Below are 15,662 nucleotides of genomic sequence, written 5' to 3' on the forward strand. Positions count from 1 at the left end.
CCATGGAGCGCATCAACCCGCCCGAGCTGGGCCGCCCGTCCGGTTTCTCCCACGCGGTGTCCGCAACCGGACAGCTCGTGTTCCTCGCCGGACAGACCGCTCTCGACACCGAGGGCAAGATCGTCGGCGACGGTGTGGTCGAGCAGTTCTCCCAGGCGCTGGGCAACCTGCTCACGGCCCTGCGCGCGGCCGGCGGCGAGCCCGCGGACCTGTGCAGCGTGACGATCTACATCGTCGACATGGACGACTACAAGGCCCACGCGCGCGAGATCGGCAAGGTCTGGAAGAGCCTCGCCGGCACCGAGTACCCCGCGATGGCCGGCATCGGCGTGAGCCGGCTGTGGGACGTCGAAGCGCTGGTGGAGGTGCAGGGGTTCGCGGTGCTCAGCCGCTGAGGACCTGCAGCAGGTACTCGCGGGCCGGGGCTTCGAGGCGTTCGTGGAGCGCGAAGAACACCTCGGCCGCGCGGATGCCGGACCAGTCGGCGGGCAGCAGCTCGGCGGGCAGGCCCGGGTCGAGGTACGGCATGCGCCGCCACCCGGTGAGCACGCGCACGTAGTCGGCGAAGGCCTCGTTGCCGGGCACGGTGCGCCGGCGCTTCCAACGGTCGAGCACGGGGGCGTGCTCGTCGAGGAACGCCGTGTACAGCTCGTCGAGCTGGTCGAGGTCCCACCACTCGCGCACCTTGTCCTGTGCGTTTCCGAACGCCAGGTGTTCGGCTCGGAACAGGTCGGCGTAACTCGCGAGACCGAGCCGGGTGAGCGCCTCGGCCGTCACCTGGTGCAGGTGCGCCGGCGCGATCCACACACCCGACGACGCCGTGCCGAACCCGAGCCGGGCCAGCTGCGTGCGCAGGACGTGGCGCTTGTGGCGCTCGGTCTCGGGCACGGAGAACACGGCGAGCAGCCAGCCGTCGGCCAGCGTCGCGCGGTCTCGGCGGAAGATGCGTTCGTCGCCTTCGCGCAGGATCGCCAGGGCGGTGTCCGACAGCTCGTAGCCGGCGGTCCCGTCGCGCCGCACGGCGTCGAGGATGCTCCGGCGTTTGAGGCGCGAGATCGACGAGCGCACCGCCGGCTCGTCGACGCCGAGCGCCGCGAGCAGGTCGATGAGCGACGCCACGGACAGCCAGCCACCCTCGATGCGGTGGTAGAAGCCGTATACGGACACGATCAGCTGCCGAGGCTGGGCGGCACGCCCGGCGTCGAGCTCGGTTGACTCCGGTACGGCCGTCACCCGGTCACCATAACAACCGCGGGCCGTGACTGCGGGTACCATTTCTCCCGCGATGGTGAACCTGGGTGAAGCACCGCTGTTCGGCCGGTTGACCCGCCGAGGCCGGCTCATGGCGAAACGCACGTGCGACCGCAGGGGCCACGCGTTCGCCCTCGGCCGGTTCCTCTTCCGCACCCCCACAGCCTGGGAATACGCCGCGGCCGTGGCCTCCGGCAGCGACCCGGCCGCCCAGCGCTGGCTCGGCTGGCTCGCGGATTCGGTCATCGCCGAGCCCTTGCGCTCCGAAGCCCTCCGCGTGACACCCGGCACCGGCCCGGCCTGGACCTACCCGGACCCGCAGTCCGTCGACATCGTTGCCATCGACCTCCGGGAGAACCGCTGCGCCGGGCTGGTCAGCGTCCACGCAGGGGAGAACGGCGGCCCCGAGACGGGCGGCTACCTCGCGCCGGCCTACCGCGGCCGCGGTCTGGGGCGGGATCTGTTCACGGCGGGGCTGCTGCTGGCGCACTCGCACCTCGGGCTGCCACGGGTCCGGGCCGGCGCCGAGGTGGGCAACGTGGCGAGCGGGCGGTCGCTGGAGGCGGCGGGGATGCGCCGGGCGGCCGGGCCGCCTCGGTACACGCTGCCGAACGGGCGGGTGAGTGAGGCCTGGTGGTACCAGCACGATGTGCCACGGCCGCATCGGTGTGAGGGACCGCAGGCGGAGTGGTTGTCGGTTTGAGGTGCCGGCCCGGCGGCTGGAAACTTCGGCCCGCACCGACGTTTCGCGGCCCTACCGTCCCAGTCATGGATTCCCGCGAGCTCCTCACCGATGCCCCCGTGCCGCCCGTCGAAGTGAACATGGCCTGGCTGCGCGCGATGGTCGCGAGGTTCAGTAGTGGCGAGGACCACACCCGGCGGCGAAAGCTGGTCACCGAGGAACTCGCCAACGCAGAGCCGGAAGCCCTGCGCCAGGCGGCAGCAGCGAAGCCCCACCAAGGGCCGGTGGCAACACTCGCCGAGGTGCTCGGATTCGACGTCGACCCGGCAGACGTCGACAAAGTGGCAAAGGCCTACCAGCCCCACTTCCCCCAGACCGCCGAGGCGGACAAAGCCGTGGCGAGGCTGGTCGAAGCCCTGGGCCGGCCCGACGAACGAACCGCCGCCAAAGTCGGCCTGCTGGTCCAAGCCGCCGCCACCGAGAGCCTGATCGAGAACCCCCAAGGCCCGCCCGTCCCCACCACTCGCCGCTGGGTCGACGGCGCCGAAGTGATCGTCGACCTGAAAGACTTCCCCTTCGGCATCGGCCCCCACGCCTGCCCGGGAGAAGCCCACGCCAAGGCCCTCGCCGAAGGAGCCCTCAGCAGCACTCGCCAGTGAACCCCTGCGAGTAGGTCTTCAAAGTGTCGATCACCAGCGCCCGCTCGCCGGGCGACAGTGGCGCCAGCGCGCGTTCCCAAGCGCGGGCGCCCGGGGCCAGCCAGGCGTCGACGGCGGCGCGCTGGGAGGGGCTGATGCTGACGATCGTGCGGCGGCGGTCGGTGGGGTCTTCGGTGCGGGCGAGCACGCCCTGGCGGGAGAGGTCGCCGATCATGAGGCTGGCGGTGGTGGGGGCGATCTCGAGGCGGCCGGCGAGCTCGGTGACGGTCATGGGGCCGTCGAACAGCAGAATGGACAGCAGGCACAGGTGGCGCGGCGCCAACGTCAGGTCCGCGAGCTCGGGGGGCACCGGGGCGCGCTTGCCGCGGCCGGCCAGGCGGGGCATGAGCAGCAGCAGTTCGCGCACGCCGTCCTCGAGGCTCGGTCCGGTGGTCATCCCGCTCCTTCGACCAGAACCACGCAAACACCTTGTCGCGCAAGAGGATACCTCGCGTTGACATCAGTTTTGCAAACAAAGTAAGTTTGGTCGCAAAACCAAACTGGAGGGACCCACCCCATGTCGGACTGGAACCAGCAGATCATCGACGAGTTCCGCGCCAACGAGGGCAAGGTGGGCGGGATGTTCGAGGGCGCGAACATGATCCTGGTGACCCACACCGGCGCGAAGAGCGGCACGCAGCGCGTCGCGCCCCTGGTCTACACCACCGACGGCGACGGCCGGTACGTCATCGCCGCGTCCAAGGGCGGCGCGGACACCAACCCGGACTGGTACCACAACCTCGTGGCCAACCCGAAGGTCACGCTGGAGATCGGCACCGAGAAGTTCGACGCCACCGCCAAGCTGATCGAGGACCGCGCCGAGCGCGACCGCCTCTTCGCCGGCATGGTCAAGCACATGCCCGGGTTCGCCGACTACGAGAAGAAGACCACCCGCCTGATCCCGGTCTTCGTGCTCGAGCGCTGAGCAAACAGCTCAGACGCCGGCCGGCACCGGCTTCGCGTCGGCAGGAACCGCGGCCCGTGCGGCTTTGCGGGCCTGCCGGCGCGTGAGCAGCCGTTTGCCGGTCGCGATCATCGGCTGCTCGACCCAGCGGTGGATCAGGTCGGCGATCGCGAGGTCGACCAGGAACACCGTCACGGCCGTGACCAGCCGGTTGTGACCCAGCGCCGGCACGGCCTGCACCACCACGAAGTGCACCGGGCCCTGCAGCAGGTACAGCGAGTACGACCGCTCGCCGACGAACCGCATCGGCGCCGTCGACAGCAGCCAGCGCGCCGGGCCCGGTGACAGCAGCACGATCAGCAGCAGCATGGTGACCAGCGCGTACGCGAGCAGCACCAGCAGGTTCTGCCGCGTCGCGACCCACAGCGGGTCGAGGTTCGCGTGCAGCACGAGGAACCCCGCGACGATCGGGATCGCGGCCAGCGGGTGCGTGAACGGCCGCAGCACGGCGAAGCTGCGCCGGTAGTGCAGCAGGATCGCGAGCAGGCAGCCGCCGAGCAGGATGGCGTAGTGGATGCTGGAGCGGTAGACGGCGGTCGGCGAGAAGTCGAGCAGCCAGCCGCCCTCGGTGGTCAGCGGCACGAGCGCGAGCAGCACGGCCATCGCCGCCAGCACCAGCGCGAGCTTGCGCCGCGCGGCGCCGATGCCGATCGCGACCAGCAGGAACGGCCACACCAGGTAGAACTTCTCCTCGATGCCCAGCGTCCACGAGCCGGAGAAGAAGTTGTCGGAGCCGTTGCCGTGCGAGCCGGGGAAGAACTCGTTGAGGAACGTCAGATAGTACTTCAGCGCGTGCGGGAAGTCGCGCGCGAGGAACTCGCCGCGCAGCAGCACGAACGCGATGATCCCGCCGAGGATCACCAGGTACGGCGGCAGGATCCGGAACACGCGCCGCACGTAGAACCCGCTCAGCGAGATGCGTCCGGTGCGGTCCTGCTCGCGCAGCAGCAGCGTCGTGATCAGGAACCCCGACAGCACGAAGAAGATGTAGACGCCCACCCAGCCCGACGGCCACACGAACTCCGGCCCGGCGAAGTGGAAGAACACGACGATCGTCGCGGCGATGGCGCGCAGGCCGTCGAGGCCGGGGAACCTGCGCATGCCGAGGTACTCGTCATGGCTCATCGTTCGCAAGAAATCGACCCCAATCGCCCGGCTGCGGTGGGAGTATAGGTGGACGATCATGGGCACCCGCGCGGCGGGCCCACGCCCGTGACCTGCGATTACTCTGGGTGGTGGGTGCTGTGGCGCTGCTGGTGATCCTGGTCGGGGCTGTGCTCGTGGTGATCGGCGTCGCCGCCGCACTCGACCTCCGGGCCCGCCGCCGCGGCCGGCGCGCCGCCGAAGACGGCTGGGACGCGCTCAAGGAGACGCGCCGCGATTTCCACGCCGCCGAGGTCGCGCGCTACCAGAGCAGCGACCTCACTTGGCTCGACCGCGTCCGCCGGAACAAACGCTGACGGCCGGCGGACCCGAGCGGGATCCACCGGCCGTCTGCGAGAGAACTAGCAGCCCTCGCCGATCCGGCCGGCGTAGCGCTGCTTCCACGTCGAGTCGCCCTCGACCGTGATGACCACGTCGTAGTAGCCGTTCTCGGTCGGCCAGTTCACGATCGCCGGCAGCACGCCGAGCACCGTGACGGTCTTCGTCCCGCCGCTGAAGTCGTTCGCCGTCAGCCTGTAGTGCATCGGCTTGAGCAGGTTGTCGTTGTGCAGCGTGAAGCGCACGTGCTGCTCCCGCACCAGCAGCGTCGGCTGCAGCAGGTCGGCGTCCACGCGCGGGTCGTGCCCGGACGAGGTGACCTTGCCCGCGAACGAGCGCACGAAACCGTCGTTGGAGTAGATCGAGAACGCGTACTCGCCGCCGGTGGCGGAGGTGTCCCAGGTGTAGGACTGCGACTTGCGTTCGGTGACCGTGAACGGCGTGCTGGTGAACGGCTTGAGCTTGTCCGGGAAGACCTGGAAGCTCACGGCCTTGCCCTTGTCGCCGCCGGCCAGCGTCAGCTTCGCCGTGACGTGGCCCTTGTGGTCCTGCGTGACCGTGGCGTGCGGGTGGAAGTTCAGCGGCCGCGGCTTCATGTGGCCGGCCGCGACCTTCACCGGCTGCTCGGCCGTCGGGTCCGCGAACGTCGCCGGCCCGGTCTGCGGGTGGGCGAAGTCGAGCGCGCTCGTCAGGTCACCCGCGATCGAGCGGCGCCAGTCGCTGATGTTGGGGCAGGTGAACGGCTTGCCGAGGTGCGCCGCCCACTTCTCCAGGAACTTGATCGTCGACGTGTGGTCGAAGACCTCCGAAGCGACGTAGCCACCGCGCGACCACGGCGAGACGAGCAGCATCGGCACGCGCGGGCCGAAGCCGAGCGGGTACGAGCCGGTGTACTCGCCTTCGGTGCCGGCCTCGGGCCACGGCGGGAGCACGTGGTCGAACTTCCCGTCGTTCTCGTCGTAGTTGAGGATGAACAGCGTGTGGTTCCAGATGTCCGGGTTGCTCTGCAGGATCGAGAGCACCTCCTGGACGTAGCGCTCGCCGTGCAGCGTGTCGGCGTCCGGGTGCTCGGACCAGCCGTAGGGCGCGACGATCCACGAGACGGCCGGCAGCGGGTGCTCGGCGCCCGGCTGGCAGGCGTCGCGGAAGTCCTTGAGGACGGCCTGCAGGTTGGCGTCGGAGTCGTCGTTCGGGGTGGTCTTGCCGGCGTAGTAGGTGGCGTTGCCGCGCCAGATCAGGCCGGTGCCGGGCTGCAGCTTCGGGTCCAGCGGGCTGAGGCCGTTGGGCTCGAAGCCCTTGAAGTACTTGAGTTCGTTGTCGCCGTAGTCGCCGATCCACGAGCTGAGGTAGCCCTGGCGGCCGTTGCCGCTGTTGTCGGAGTAGAGGCGCCAGTCGATGCCGGCCTGCTGCAGCTGCTCGGGCACGGTGATCCACGGGCGGCTGTAGTTCGATTCGTCGGTGTTGCCGGTCTCGGTGTTCGACGTGCCGCTCCACAGGTATTTGCGGTTCGGGTCGGTCGGGCCGAACTCGGAGCAGAAGTTCTGGTCGGCGATCGTGTACTGGGCCGCCACCGAGTGGTAGAAGCTCATGTAGCCGTCGCTGTGGTAGTTCATGCAGCTGGCGCCGTTGTGCTGCACCCACTGGTCCCAGCTGCGGTGCGCGACGTCGCCCCAGGCACCGTGGTCGTTGCCCCACATGCCGTCGTCGACCTTCGGCGTCACGATGGCGCCGGTCTTGTCCTTCTGCTGGAAGACGGTGGTGCCGTCCTGGAACTTCAGCGCCTGCTTGTCGTTGAAGCCGCGCACGCCGGGGAACGTGCCGAAGTAGTGGTCGAGCGAACGGTTCTCCTGCATCAGGATCACGACGTGCTTCAGGTCGGACATGTCGCCTCTGAACCCTCTGGGCAAGCCGTTCTTGCCCAGGGTCGCGGCGCTCGCGGGGCCGGCGTCGGCGATCCCGCCGAACATCAGGGCTCCGGCGGCGACGCCCGCGCCCTGCAGGAACCGGCGGCGGGTGGGGCCGGCTTCGGGCTCGGGGGTGGGGGTGGTGGGGTCGGCGGACAAGGTACAACTCCTCACGCGGGGGTGGTGTCGACCGTCGATCCAATCCAGCCGACACCAACGCCGCGTGAACACCTGCGAAGCGATCACTGGCAGGCGGCCGACGGTTGAGGGCACACGGTCCCACGAGCCCGCGCCGAGTGTCCGAAACCGCACAAAACGCCCAGTTTTGGTCAGGCGTTTTCGGGTGTGCGGATCGAGTGGAGAACGGGCAACCGCCGCGATGAGAAGAACCGGCCGGCGAACTCACCGGGGAAATGAATTCGCCGGCCGCGGTTTCAGGAAATCAGTTGTACCAGTCGAGCAGTGTCGGCAACAGGGAAACGCTCTTCACGCGCACCTGCGGTTCGCCGAGCACATTTCCCCACGGCACGGTCATGTGCCCGGAAACGCCGCAGCCGATGTCGAACCAGCCGCCCTTCGGGTGTGCCGAGTCGAATCCCCAGCCCTGCACGCAGGCGGTCTGGTTGTTCGTCACGGTGAAGCTGTAACCCTGCTTGCGGCCCGGCGAGCCGAACACGCTGCAGCCCGAGTGCGACGCCTTGCTCCAGACCTGCGGCGCGCCGCCCGCCTGGTGGGCGCCCGAACACGCATTGGCCGACTGCGGTGCCGCCTCGGCTGTGGCGCCGGTGAGCAGCACGCCCCCGGCGACTGCGGCCGCGGCGACGACCGCGCCGAGCCGGGAAAAACGGCGCGAAGAATCCTGAATACCCATTCGCGGTGAACCTTCCGAGTAGTGCCAGCCCCCAGAATTCGACTGGCCTGGCGCAAATCTACTCAGAGCGCGAGCGGCGTCGAGGGCTCCGGTGAAAACTTAAGATCGACTTAGGAGAACGGCTGGCCGTACACGAAACTGCGCAGCCGGCCTGTTGCGGTGAGCGGGACGAACAGTTTGTCGTGAGCCGCGCGCACGGGGTCCGGGCCGGATTCGTCCAAAACGGACAGGGCGCGGATCGTGTAACGCGATTCGGGCGTGAAGTCCGGGGCCGTCGACCGGGTGTAGGCGCCGCCGAGGAGGTCGATGATCAGCACGGTCGGCACGGGCGCGCCGGGGCCCGCGTGCTCCAGGATCACGTCGATCGTGGGGTCGGGCAGCTGCGCGACAACGCGGTTGTCGCCGAGGTACGCGTGGGGGTGCGGCGGCTCGGCGGCGATGGAGCCGGAGTCGGTGAACGGCATGGTGTCGAGCGTGTCCACGAGCGGTCCCAGCGCGCGCAGGGGAGCGACGAGCCGCGGGCCGTCGTCGCCGAGGTAGGCGACGCGGACGTGGGCGATGTGCTTGCCGCGCAACGGTTCCGGCACCATCGGCAGGTCCGGGTAGGGGATCAGGGCGAGCGACGTGGTGAGCGTGTCGGGCTGGTCGGCGGTCCAGTCTCGCCAGGTGCGCAGGACGTCGGCCGGCTTCGGGGTGTCGAAGTAGAGGCCGCCGCCGTACAGGCCGGTCACGGGGACGAGCCCGAACTCCAGTGCGGTGATCACGCCGGCGCCGAGGTCGGTGGTGCGTTCGAGCGTGCCGTCGGCGGTCACGACGTCCGCGGAGCGCACCTGGCCGGAGGCGAGGCCGTAGCGGCGCCCGAGCAGGCTGAAGCCGCCGCCGAGCGTGTAGCCGACCACGCCGACGCCGGGCGCCGAACCGCTGAGCGGCGCGAGCCCGTGCTCGGCGGCGGCTTCGAGCACCTTGCCCCAGGTCGTGCCGGCCTCGACCCGGGCGACGGCGTCGACCGGGTCGATCTCGACGCCGGTCATGCGCCGCGTCGAGATCAGCACGCCGTCGGCCGGGGCGCGCAGGCCGTGACCGGTCGCCTGGACCGCCACGGGCAGGTCGCGGGCCGCGGCGTGGCGCACGGCCTCGGCGACGTCGTCGGCCGTGGTGGCGGCGACGACCAGCTTCGGCGTCGACTCGATGCCGGTCTGGAAACCGGCGATTTCCTCGCGGTAGCCGTCCTGGCCAGGGGTGAAGGTTTGCATGACCCCAGCGTGGCTCGGGGCGTTCGAGAAGTCCAAGAGATAGTGGTTCCGCTGGCTAGAATCAGCGCTTATGGAACTGCATCAGCTCGAGTACTTCGTGGCCGTCGCCGAGGAAGCCAACTTCACGCGCGCCGCGGCCCGGATGCACGTCGCGCAGCCCGGCGTCAGTGCGCAGATCCGGCGTCTGGAACGCGAGCTGGGGCAGCCGTTGTTCGACCGGTCGGGACGCGCGGTGCGGCTCACCAACGTCGGCGCCGCCGCGTTGCCCCACGCCCGCGCCGCGCTCGCCGCGGTGGCCGCTGTGCGCGAGACGGTCGCCGAGCACGAAGGTCTGGTCCGCGGGCAGGTGGCGATGGGGATCGTGACGTCGGCGGGACCGGTCGCGTTGCCCGATTTCCTGGCCGGCTTCGCCGAGCGGTACCCGGGTGTCGAGATCACCCTGGGCGAGGCCAATTCCGACGTGATGGTCGAAGCGCTGCGCGAAGGCCGCCTCGACGTCGCCGTGATCGGCCTCGCCGACGGCGTGCCCGCGGGCCTCGCCGCGCAGGTCGTGCTCGACGAGGCGGTCGTCGCCGTCACCGCGCCCGGCGACCCGCTGGCCTCACGCGACGAAGTGGCGTACTCCGACCTGGCCGGCCGCGGCCTGATCTGCCTGCCCAAGGGCACGGGCGTGCGCGGCGTGCTCGACCGCGCCTTCGCGACGGCGGGGGTCCACCCGCGCGTGACGATCGAGGCCAGCGACCCGAACGTGCTGGCCCAGCTGGCGATGCGCGGCCTCGGCGTGGCGATCGTGCCGGAGTCCCTCGCGCGGTACCACGCCACCGAGCTGCACACGCTGCAGCTGCGGCCTCGGCTGCGCGGTCAGCTCGCGCTGGCGTGGCGGGCCGACGGCCCGAGCGGTCCCGCCGCGCGCACGTTGATCGAGTTCGCGCGTTCGGTGCTCTAGCCGCCTCCCTCGGGTCCGGCTTCAGTGTCGGTCTGCTGACAGGTTCAGTCCGTACCGGTCCGGTCGGCAACGTCGAGGCGGCCGATCGGGCGATACCGCCGCACAGTGCTGCCGACAAGGCCCGGAAACGCCTGCGCGACCTGGAACTTCGGTGACGAACCCACGAACCCCGTCTCGCCGAGTGCGTCGAGGTGCGCTGCCTCGCTCACCCACTCCGCGTAGTTCGCGACGCGCGTGCCGTCGGCGCTGAGGTGGAAGTGGGCCGAGATCCCGCCGGGGTGGGGACGGGAGTCGGCGAGGGCCTCGAAGATCGTGTCGACCCACGCCTTCAGCCGGGCTTCGTCGGGGCTGTCGAACGCCACGGAGACGAGCACGACGCAGCCCGCCGGTGGCGCATCGGGCCGCCGGGCGCTGCGGTAGAGGTGGAATTCGCTCCCGTCCGGTTCGGGTTCGCGCGCCCACTGTTCGTAGGTGAACCACCCTTCGTCGCCGGTGAACACCGTGTGACTCAATCGTCCTGCCGCTGGAGCCGGCGCGCTGAGCTCAGGCGAACCGTCGCCCTGGCGGATGCGCACGGCCGCGACGCCCGCGCGGCCCGGGTCGGGAAAGGTCATGGTTGCCTCCTGGTGAAGTTCCCGTCTGGGAGATCCCTGTCTTGGAGATCCCCGTCTTGGCGAACACTGTGGAACTTCAAGGCGTCTTGAAGTCAAGCCGCTCTTGACTCCGGGTAAACAGTCGCGTTTCCTTGATCCACGAGGAGGCGCGATGGGTGACGCACTCGAGAAAGCCATGGTCGGCATCGGGCTGATGGCCGGCAGCGCCAACGTGATCATGCAGCTCGGGCGGGCGCCGGTGGGGTACGGGGTGATGGAGAGCCGCGTCGAGAGCGGGAACCTGTTCCGGCACCCGGTCAAACGGGCGCGCACCACGGGGACCTACCTGGCGGTCGCGGCGTTCGGGACCGACGAGGAGCGCAAGGCCTACCGCAAGGCGGTCAACGGATCCCACCGTCAGGTGCGGTCCACGAAGGACAGTCCGGTCGCTTACAACGCCTTCGACCCCGAGCTGCAGCTGTGGGTCGCCGCGTGTCTGTACAAGGGGCTCGAGGATGTGCACGCGGCGTTCTTCGGTGGGGCCGCGCCCGAGGAGCTGTACGCCGACGCCGTGGTGCTCGGCACGACGCTGCAGGTGCGGCCGGAGATGTGGCCCGAGGACCGCGAGGCGTTCGCGAAGTACTGGGCCGACGGGCTCGACCGGGTGACCATCGACGACCGGACCCGCGCGTACCTCACCGACCTTGTCGACCTGCGGTTCCTGCCGCAGCCGTTCCCACTGGTGTTCGGGCGGTTCCACCGGTTCGTGACGACCGGGTTCCTGCCGGCGTGTTTCCGGGAGCACATGCGGTTGTCGTGGACCGAACACGATCAGCGAACATTCGAACGTCTCACGCGCGGGATCGGACACGTCGTGCGGCACCTCCCGCGCAGCGTGCAGCGGTTCCCGTACAACGCGTACCTGCGTGATCTCCGCAAGCGCCGCTGCGAGGGCCGTCCGCTCGTGTGAAGCGGTTGACCGACGCCCGCGCGGTGGGCGAAGGTAGGCCGATGAGCAGCGACGACGTACGCGAGGGTGTCAAACTGACCAATCTCGACCAGCCGCTGTTCGCCGACGCCGGCGCGACCAAACGCGACCTGCTCGACTACCTCGACGGCGTCTCGCAGCGGCTCCTGCCGGTGCTGCACGACCGGCCGCTGTCGGTGGTGCGCGTGCTGCGCGGGCAGGACGCGTTCATGCAGAAGAACCTGCCGAAGTACACGCCCGAGTTCGTGCCGCGCGTGAAGCTGTGGGCCGAGAGTTCGAAGCGGGAAGTCTCCTACGCGTTGTGCAACGATCGCCCCACGCTCCTGTGGTTCGGCAACCAACGCGCGATCGAATACCACCCCACGTTGACGCTTTTCGACCACACCCAGGGCCCGACCCACCTGATCATGGACCTCGACCCGCCCGAGGGCGCGCCGTTCGGCGTCGCCGTCGCGGGCGCGCGCCTGGTCCGCCAGGCCCTCGCCGACGCGGGGCTGGCCGGTGCGCTGAAAACGAGCGGCTCCAAGGGTGTCCACGTCTTCGTGCCGCTCCAGCCCGGCCAGGCCCACGAGGACGTCGCCGCCGCGACCCGCGCGGTCGCGGCCTGCGCCGAGCGCCTCGACCCGGACCTCGCCACCACCGCGTTCATCCGCGAAGACCGCCACGGCAAGGTGTTCCTCGACTCCACCCGCGCCGGCGGCGCCACCGTGGTCGCCGCCTACAGCCCACGCGTGCGGCCCGGCCTCACCGTGTCGTTCCCGATCCCGTGGTCCGCGGCCGACGACGTGACCCCGCGCGACTTCACCGTCCACACGGCACTCGGCCTCCTCGGCGACACCGACCCGTGGGCGACGGAAATGCCCGCACCGCAGGCACTTCCGGACGACCTCGTCGCCGAAGGCCACACCATCCCGATCGCCCGGGTCGCCGCGATGCACGAGGGCAAACGGCGAGCCAAGGCCCGGCGGGAAGCCGACAGCTAAGGCGGCTAAGACTGCGGAGGCAGAGCCAGCAAGTCCTCGTGCTCCACAACCGCCGACTCGAGCTCCCGCCGATATCCCGCCAACTCCAACGCCGGATTCTCCTCCTCGGCCGCGGAAACCCAGCCCGAGAACCACGTCTCCATCAACGCCGCGTCCTGAGCCCCGAGCCGCCACGGCGTCGCCACCCGCCGCACCGCGAACCCACGGGCGGCGAACTCCGCCGCCGCGAACGCCACCGCGTCCGGCCCCAGCCGGCCTTCCCGGCGCTGGTGCGCGTTGAACGCCGCCCCCACCGCCTCGTCGCGCGGATCCGGCGGCGTCAGCGCGACCCGCCCGACCACCGACAACGTCAGCAACGCCGGCACCCGCGCCCCCGCACAAGCGTCGACCAGCCGCCGGATCTCCTCCGGCGTGAACAGGTCCAGCAACGCCGACGCGGTCACCAGCGAGGTTCCCGAAAGATCCGCCGCCGTCAGCCGTGTGACATCTCGAACCTCGCCTGTCGCATTCTCAACACCCGCGACCGCCAGCCGCACCAGTCCCGGATCCTGGTCGTGCAGGATCCACTGCTGCGGCCGCGGCAACCGGCCCGTGAGCCAGCGGCTCATGGAACCGGTGCCACAGCCCAGGTCGCGGACCACGACCGGCGTGGCCGGCTCGAGCGAGTCCACAAGGGACGCGGCGCGCGCGACGGAATCCGCGCCTTCCCGCAGCCGCAACCACTCCGGCGCGTAGCCGGAGGGATCCACCTCGGTCAAAGCGAACGCTCGTAGCCGGCCGAAGCGACGTGCGACTCGTGCAGCGTCACCGAAATCCCCGACAGCCCGTGGGCACCCTCGCCGAGCTCCCCGGCGTGCACGGCGTCGGCCAGCCGGTCGGCGATCACCTTCGCCAGGAACTCCGTGGACGTGTTGATGCCCTCGAACGCCGGGTCGTCGTCGAGGTTGCGGTAGTTGAGGTCGGCCAGGACGGAGCCGAGCTTCTGAGTCGCGAGGCCGATGTCGACCACGATGTTGTCGGAGTCGAGGTCGGTGCGGCGGAACGTGGCGTCGACGACGAAAGTGGCGCCGTGCAGCTTCTGCGCCGGACCGAAGACCTCACCGCGGAAGCTGTGGGCGACCATGATGTGGTCGCGGACGGTGACGCTGAACAAGATTTTCTCCTTACGTACCCAGTGGATAAACGATCCGGTGCGCGAGCCCCGGCAGGTCCCCGCCGGCGAGGCGGGAGATGAGGTCCGGCAGGTCCGCGAACGCGGTCTCGCCGGTGACGAGCACGTCGAACGCCGGGTCGGCCAGCAGCCGCAGAGCCGTGGCCATGCGGTCACCGTAGGTGCGCCGCGCCGAACGGGCGGGGGAGACCGTGCCCACCTGGCTGCTGCGGATCGTGAGCCGGCGCGAGTGGAAGTTCTCGCCGAGCGGCACGCTCACGCGCCGGTCGCCGTACCAGCTCAGGTCCACCACCGTCGCCTCGCGGCCCAGCAGCTCCAGCGACCGCGCGAGCCCCGCGTCGGTCGCGCTGGCGTGCACCACGAGGTCGAGGTCGCCCTCGGCGTCCTCCGGCCGCACGTAGCGGATGCCGAACGCCGCCGCGACCTTCTCCCGGGCCGGGTCGGTGTCCACCAGCTGGACGTCCACTCCCGGGAAGCGGGAGAGCAGCCCGGCGACGCTACTGCCGACCATCCCGGCCCCGACCACGGCGATCCGGTCGCCGACCAGGGGCGCGGCGTCCCACAGCGCGTTCACGGCCGTCTCCACGGTGCCCGCGAGGATGGCCCGCGCGGCCGGCACGTCGTCCGGCACCACCGTGACCGCCGAGGCCGGCACCACGAACTCGGTCTGGTGCGGGTACAGGCTGAACACCGTCCGCCCCACCAGCTCGGCCGGCCCGGCCTCGACGCGCCCGACGTTGAGGTAGCCGTACTTCACCGGGAACGGGAAGTCGCCCTCCTGGAACGGCGCGCGCATCACCTCGCGCTGGCTCTCGGGCACGCCGCCGCGCAGCACCAGACTTTCCGTGCCGCGGCTCATGCCGGAAAACAGCGTCCTGACCAGCACTTCGTCCGGCCCCGGCGCCGGCACCTCCGCCGCCCGGATCTCGCCGGTTCCGGCGGATTTGAACCAGAAGGCCTGTCCCGTACGTGTCATGGTCGTCCTCCTCTGCCGCGAGATCGAGGCGATATGGCTGTCACCACCACTACACGATCACGTTCCACCGTGGGTTCACTCGTTCGGCAGCAGGCCGCGGGTGCCGGAGCCCAGGTGGCGCTGCTGGGCGTGCTCGCCCTGACCGTCGGCCTCGGCGCCGCCGGCTGGGCCGCGGGCCTGGCGTACACCGTCGGCCTGTGGGCCCTGCTCGCGGGCGCCGCGCGCAAGGCCGGTGCCCGGTCCCTGGGCCCCGCCGACCACGTCACGCTCGCCCGCGCCATCCTCATCGGCGGCGTCACCGCGCTGGTCGCGGACCACCTGAACGGGGGAGCGCCGCTCGCCGTGCTCGTGCCGCTGGCTTCGGTCGCGCTGGCGCTCGACGCCGTCGACGGGCAGGTCGCGCGCCGCACCGGCACATCCTCGGCGCTCGGCGCTCGGTTCGACATGGAGTCCGACGCGTTCCTCATCCTGGTGCTCAGCGTGCTGGCAGCGGAGACGTTCGGCTACTGGGTCCTCGTCATCGGCCTGATGCGCTACGCGTTCGTCGCGGCGACCTGGGCCCTGCCCTGGCTCAACGGCACACTGCCGCCCAGCCGGGCGCGCAAGGTCGTCGCCGCGCTGCAGGGCGTGCTGCTGGTGGCCGCGGCCTCGGGCCTGCTGCCCCACCTCGCCGGCCTGGCCGTCACGGTGGCCGCCCTGGCCACCCTCGTGTGGTCCTTCGGCCGCGACGTCCTGTGGCTGCACAGCGCCCATCGAGCCCATCGAGCCCACCGAGCCCATCGCACCGCCGCACTCCCGGAACCCCGCGCCGGCCACGCGACGTGCGTCGTCCGGCGCCGTTCGACCCTGCGTCGCCACCACCACCTGGCGACCCGCAACCCGTAGCCGGAAGAGACGGGG

19 protein-coding genes are annotated in these 15,662 nt (G+C 70.6%); 9 read left to right on the plus strand and 10 right to left on the minus strand.

Going from position 1 to position 15,662, the window contains the following annotated elements; all coding sequences use genetic code 11:
* Nucleotides 1–2 precede the first annotated feature (2 nt).
* On the plus strand, nucleotides 3–395 hold the full coding sequence (locus tag ACFY1H_RS27840; RefSeq protein WP_386951023.1) for a RidA family protein: 393 nt from the start codon (nucleotides 3–5) through the stop codon (nucleotides 393–395).
* Here ACFY1H_RS27840 and ACFY1H_RS27845 read toward each other — a convergent pair.
* Entirely contained in the window at nucleotides 385–1,233 is an 849-nt protein-coding gene (locus ACFY1H_RS27845; RefSeq protein WP_386951026.1) for a PaaX family transcriptional regulator C-terminal domain-containing protein, read from the minus strand. The genes ACFY1H_RS27840 and ACFY1H_RS27845 overlap by 11 nt on opposite strands.
* Nucleotides 1,234–1,285: 52 nt before the next feature.
* Here ACFY1H_RS27845 and ACFY1H_RS27850 point away from each other — a divergent pair, with 52 nt between their 5' ends.
* Together ACFY1H_RS27850 and ACFY1H_RS27855 are read left to right on the plus strand one after the other, a co-directional pair.
* Entirely contained in the window at nucleotides 1,286–1,954 is a 669-nt protein-coding gene (locus tag ACFY1H_RS27850; RefSeq protein WP_366584297.1) for a GNAT family N-acetyltransferase, read from the plus strand.
* Nucleotides 1,955–2,019: 65 nt separating this feature from the next.
* Nucleotides 2,020–2,592 (plus strand): oxidoreductase, encoded by a 573-nt coding sequence (locus ACFY1H_RS27855; RefSeq protein WP_386951030.1) that lies wholly within the window; start codon nucleotides 2,020–2,022, stop codon nucleotides 2,590–2,592.
* On the opposite strand, the gene ACFY1H_RS27860 is transcribed toward ACFY1H_RS27855, so the two are convergent.
* Nucleotides 2,573–3,028 (minus strand): MarR family winged helix-turn-helix transcriptional regulator, encoded by a 456-nt coding sequence (locus ACFY1H_RS27860; RefSeq protein WP_366584299.1) that lies wholly within the window; start codon nucleotides 3,026–3,028, stop codon nucleotides 2,573–2,575. The genes ACFY1H_RS27855 and ACFY1H_RS27860 overlap by 20 nt on opposite strands.
* Nucleotides 3,029–3,148: 120 nt before the next feature.
* Between ACFY1H_RS27860 and ACFY1H_RS27865 the strand changes: the two genes are divergently transcribed.
* Entirely contained in the window at nucleotides 3,149–3,556 is a 408-nt protein-coding gene (locus tag ACFY1H_RS27865; protein WP_366584300.1) for a nitroreductase family deazaflavin-dependent oxidoreductase, read from the plus strand.
* 9 nt (nucleotides 3,557–3,565) lie between these two features.
* Here the strand turns inward: ACFY1H_RS27865 and ACFY1H_RS27870 are convergent, their stop codons facing one another.
* A complete protein-coding gene (locus tag ACFY1H_RS27870) occupies nucleotides 3,566–4,720 on the minus strand; it encodes an acyltransferase (RefSeq protein WP_366584301.1) in 1,155 nt (384 codons plus the stop codon).
* A gap of 119 nt (nucleotides 4,721–4,839) precedes the next feature.
* On the opposite strand from ACFY1H_RS27870, the gene ACFY1H_RS27875 reads away from it, so the two are divergent.
* Nucleotides 4,840–5,055, plus strand: coding sequence for a hypothetical protein (locus tag ACFY1H_RS27875; RefSeq protein WP_366584302.1), 216 nt, complete (start codon nucleotides 4,840–4,842; stop codon nucleotides 5,053–5,055).
* A gap of 45 nt (nucleotides 5,056–5,100) precedes the next feature.
* On the opposite strand, the gene ACFY1H_RS27880 is transcribed toward ACFY1H_RS27875, so the two are convergent.
* The 3 genes from ACFY1H_RS27880 to ACFY1H_RS27890 all read right to left on the minus strand — a co-directional run bounded on the left by ACFY1H_RS27880 (nucleotide 5,101) and on the right by ACFY1H_RS27890 (nucleotide 9,105).
* A complete protein-coding gene (locus ACFY1H_RS27880) occupies nucleotides 5,101–7,140 on the minus strand; it encodes an alkaline phosphatase family protein (protein WP_386951035.1) in 2,040 nt (679 codons plus the stop codon).
* 283 nt (nucleotides 7,141–7,423) lie between these two features.
* On the minus strand, nucleotides 7,424–7,852 hold the full coding sequence (locus ACFY1H_RS27885; protein WP_366584304.1) for a hypothetical protein: 429 nt from the start codon (nucleotides 7,850–7,852) through the stop codon (nucleotides 7,424–7,426).
* A 110-nt stretch (nucleotides 7,853–7,962) separates the two neighbouring features.
* On the minus strand, nucleotides 7,963–9,105 hold the full coding sequence (locus ACFY1H_RS27890) for an FAD-binding oxidoreductase (protein WP_386951039.1): 1,143 nt from the start codon (nucleotides 9,103–9,105) through the stop codon (nucleotides 7,963–7,965).
* Between the two features lie 70 nt (nucleotides 9,106–9,175).
* Between ACFY1H_RS27890 and ACFY1H_RS27895 the strand changes: the two genes are divergently transcribed.
* Nucleotides 9,176–10,051, plus strand: a complete 876-nt coding sequence (locus ACFY1H_RS27895) for a LysR family transcriptional regulator (RefSeq protein WP_386951042.1) — start codon at nucleotides 9,176–9,178, stop codon at nucleotides 10,049–10,051.
* A 44-nt stretch (nucleotides 10,052–10,095) separates the two neighbouring features.
* On the opposite strand, the gene ACFY1H_RS27900 is transcribed toward ACFY1H_RS27895, so the two are convergent.
* Nucleotides 10,096–10,665, minus strand: coding sequence for an antibiotic biosynthesis monooxygenase (locus ACFY1H_RS27900; protein WP_386951045.1), 570 nt, complete (start codon nucleotides 10,663–10,665; stop codon nucleotides 10,096–10,098).
* A gap of 151 nt (nucleotides 10,666–10,816) precedes the next feature.
* Here ACFY1H_RS27900 and ACFY1H_RS27905 point away from each other — a divergent pair, with 151 nt between their 5' ends.
* Nucleotides 10,817–11,614, plus strand: coding sequence for an oxygenase MpaB family protein (locus tag ACFY1H_RS27905; protein ID WP_366584308.1), 798 nt, complete (start codon nucleotides 10,817–10,819; stop codon nucleotides 11,612–11,614).
* Nucleotides 11,615–11,655: 41 nt separating this feature from the next.
* The gene (locus ACFY1H_RS27910) at nucleotides 11,656–12,615 is read left to right on the plus strand and encodes a DNA polymerase domain-containing protein (protein WP_386951048.1); all 960 of its coding nucleotides are present in this window, start codon (nucleotides 11,656–11,658) and stop codon (nucleotides 12,613–12,615) included.
* A 5-nt stretch (nucleotides 12,616–12,620) separates the two neighbouring features.
* Here the strand turns inward: ACFY1H_RS27910 and ACFY1H_RS27915 are convergent, their stop codons facing one another.
* From ACFY1H_RS27915 to ACFY1H_RS27925, 3 genes are read right to left on the minus strand one after another with little or no spacing between them, the layout of a single operon-like run.
* Entirely contained in the window at nucleotides 12,621–13,364 is a 744-nt protein-coding gene (locus ACFY1H_RS27915) for an SAM-dependent methyltransferase (protein WP_386951401.1), read from the minus strand.
* Between the two features lie 5 nt (nucleotides 13,365–13,369).
* Nucleotides 13,370–13,768 carry a 6-carboxytetrahydropterin synthase gene (locus ACFY1H_RS27920; RefSeq protein ID WP_366584310.1) on the minus strand — a complete coding sequence of 133 codons (399 nt, stop codon included), beginning with the start codon at nucleotides 13,766–13,768 and terminating at the stop codon, nucleotides 13,370–13,372.
* Nucleotides 13,769–13,778: 10 nt separating this feature from the next.
* A complete protein-coding gene (locus ACFY1H_RS27925) occupies nucleotides 13,779–14,762 on the minus strand; it encodes a zinc-binding alcohol dehydrogenase (RefSeq protein ID WP_366584311.1) in 984 nt (327 codons plus the stop codon).
* Between the two features lie 69 nt (nucleotides 14,763–14,831).
* Here ACFY1H_RS27925 and ACFY1H_RS27930 point away from each other — a divergent pair, with 69 nt between their 5' ends.
* Entirely contained in the window at nucleotides 14,832–15,647 is an 816-nt protein-coding gene (locus ACFY1H_RS27930) for a CDP-alcohol phosphatidyltransferase family protein (protein ID WP_386951053.1), read from the plus strand.
* Nucleotides 15,648–15,662 lie beyond the last annotated feature (15 nt).

This window comes from Amycolatopsis sp. NPDC001319 (genome assembly GCF_042896185.1).
In the GTDB taxonomy this organism is placed as follows: Bacteria; Actinomycetota; Actinomycetes; order Mycobacteriales; family Pseudonocardiaceae; genus Amycolatopsis.

What these genes read in the sequence shown, in the direction of transcription:
- ACFY1H_RS27900 (WP_386951045.1), bottom strand. Translation starts at nt 10,665, where the DNA reads ATGACCTTTCCCGACCCGGGCCGCGCGGGCGTCGCGGCCGTGCGCATC.
- ACFY1H_RS27925 (WP_366584311.1), bottom strand. Translation starts at nt 14,762, where the DNA reads ATGACACGTACGGGACAGGCCTTCTGGTTCAAATCCGCCGGAACCGGC.
- ACFY1H_RS27890 (WP_386951039.1), bottom strand. Translation starts at nt 9,105, where the DNA reads ATGCAAACCTTCACCCCTGGCCAGGACGGCTACCGCGAGGAAATCGCC.
- ACFY1H_RS27885 (WP_366584304.1), bottom strand. Translation starts at nt 7,852, where the DNA reads ATGGGTATTCAGGATTCTTCGCGCCGTTTTTCCCGGCTCGGCGCGGTC.
- ACFY1H_RS27850 (WP_366584297.1), top strand. Translation starts at nt 1,286, where the DNA reads ATGGTGAACCTGGGTGAAGCACCGCTGTTCGGCCGGTTGACCCGCCGA.
- ACFY1H_RS27855 (WP_386951030.1), top strand. Translation starts at nt 2,020, where the DNA reads ATGGATTCCCGCGAGCTCCTCACCGATGCCCCCGTGCCGCCCGTCGAA.
- ACFY1H_RS27870 (WP_366584301.1), bottom strand. Translation starts at nt 4,720, where the DNA reads ATGAGCCATGACGAGTACCTCGGCATGCGCAGGTTCCCCGGCCTCGAC.
- ACFY1H_RS27865 (WP_366584300.1), top strand. Translation starts at nt 3,149, where the DNA reads ATGTCGGACTGGAACCAGCAGATCATCGACGAGTTCCGCGCCAACGAG.
- ACFY1H_RS27910 (WP_386951048.1), top strand. Translation starts at nt 11,656, where the DNA reads ATGAGCAGCGACGACGTACGCGAGGGTGTCAAACTGACCAATCTCGAC.
- ACFY1H_RS27895 (WP_386951042.1), top strand. Translation starts at nt 9,176, where the DNA reads ATGGAACTGCATCAGCTCGAGTACTTCGTGGCCGTCGCCGAGGAAGCC.
- ACFY1H_RS27905 (WP_366584308.1), top strand. Translation starts at nt 10,817, where the DNA reads ATGGGTGACGCACTCGAGAAAGCCATGGTCGGCATCGGGCTGATGGCC.
- ACFY1H_RS27860 (WP_366584299.1), bottom strand. Translation starts at nt 3,028, where the DNA reads ATGACCACCGGACCGAGCCTCGAGGACGGCGTGCGCGAACTGCTGCTG.
- ACFY1H_RS27840 (WP_386951023.1), top strand. Translation starts at nt 3, where the DNA reads ATGGAGCGCATCAACCCGCCCGAGCTGGGCCGCCCGTCCGGTTTCTCC.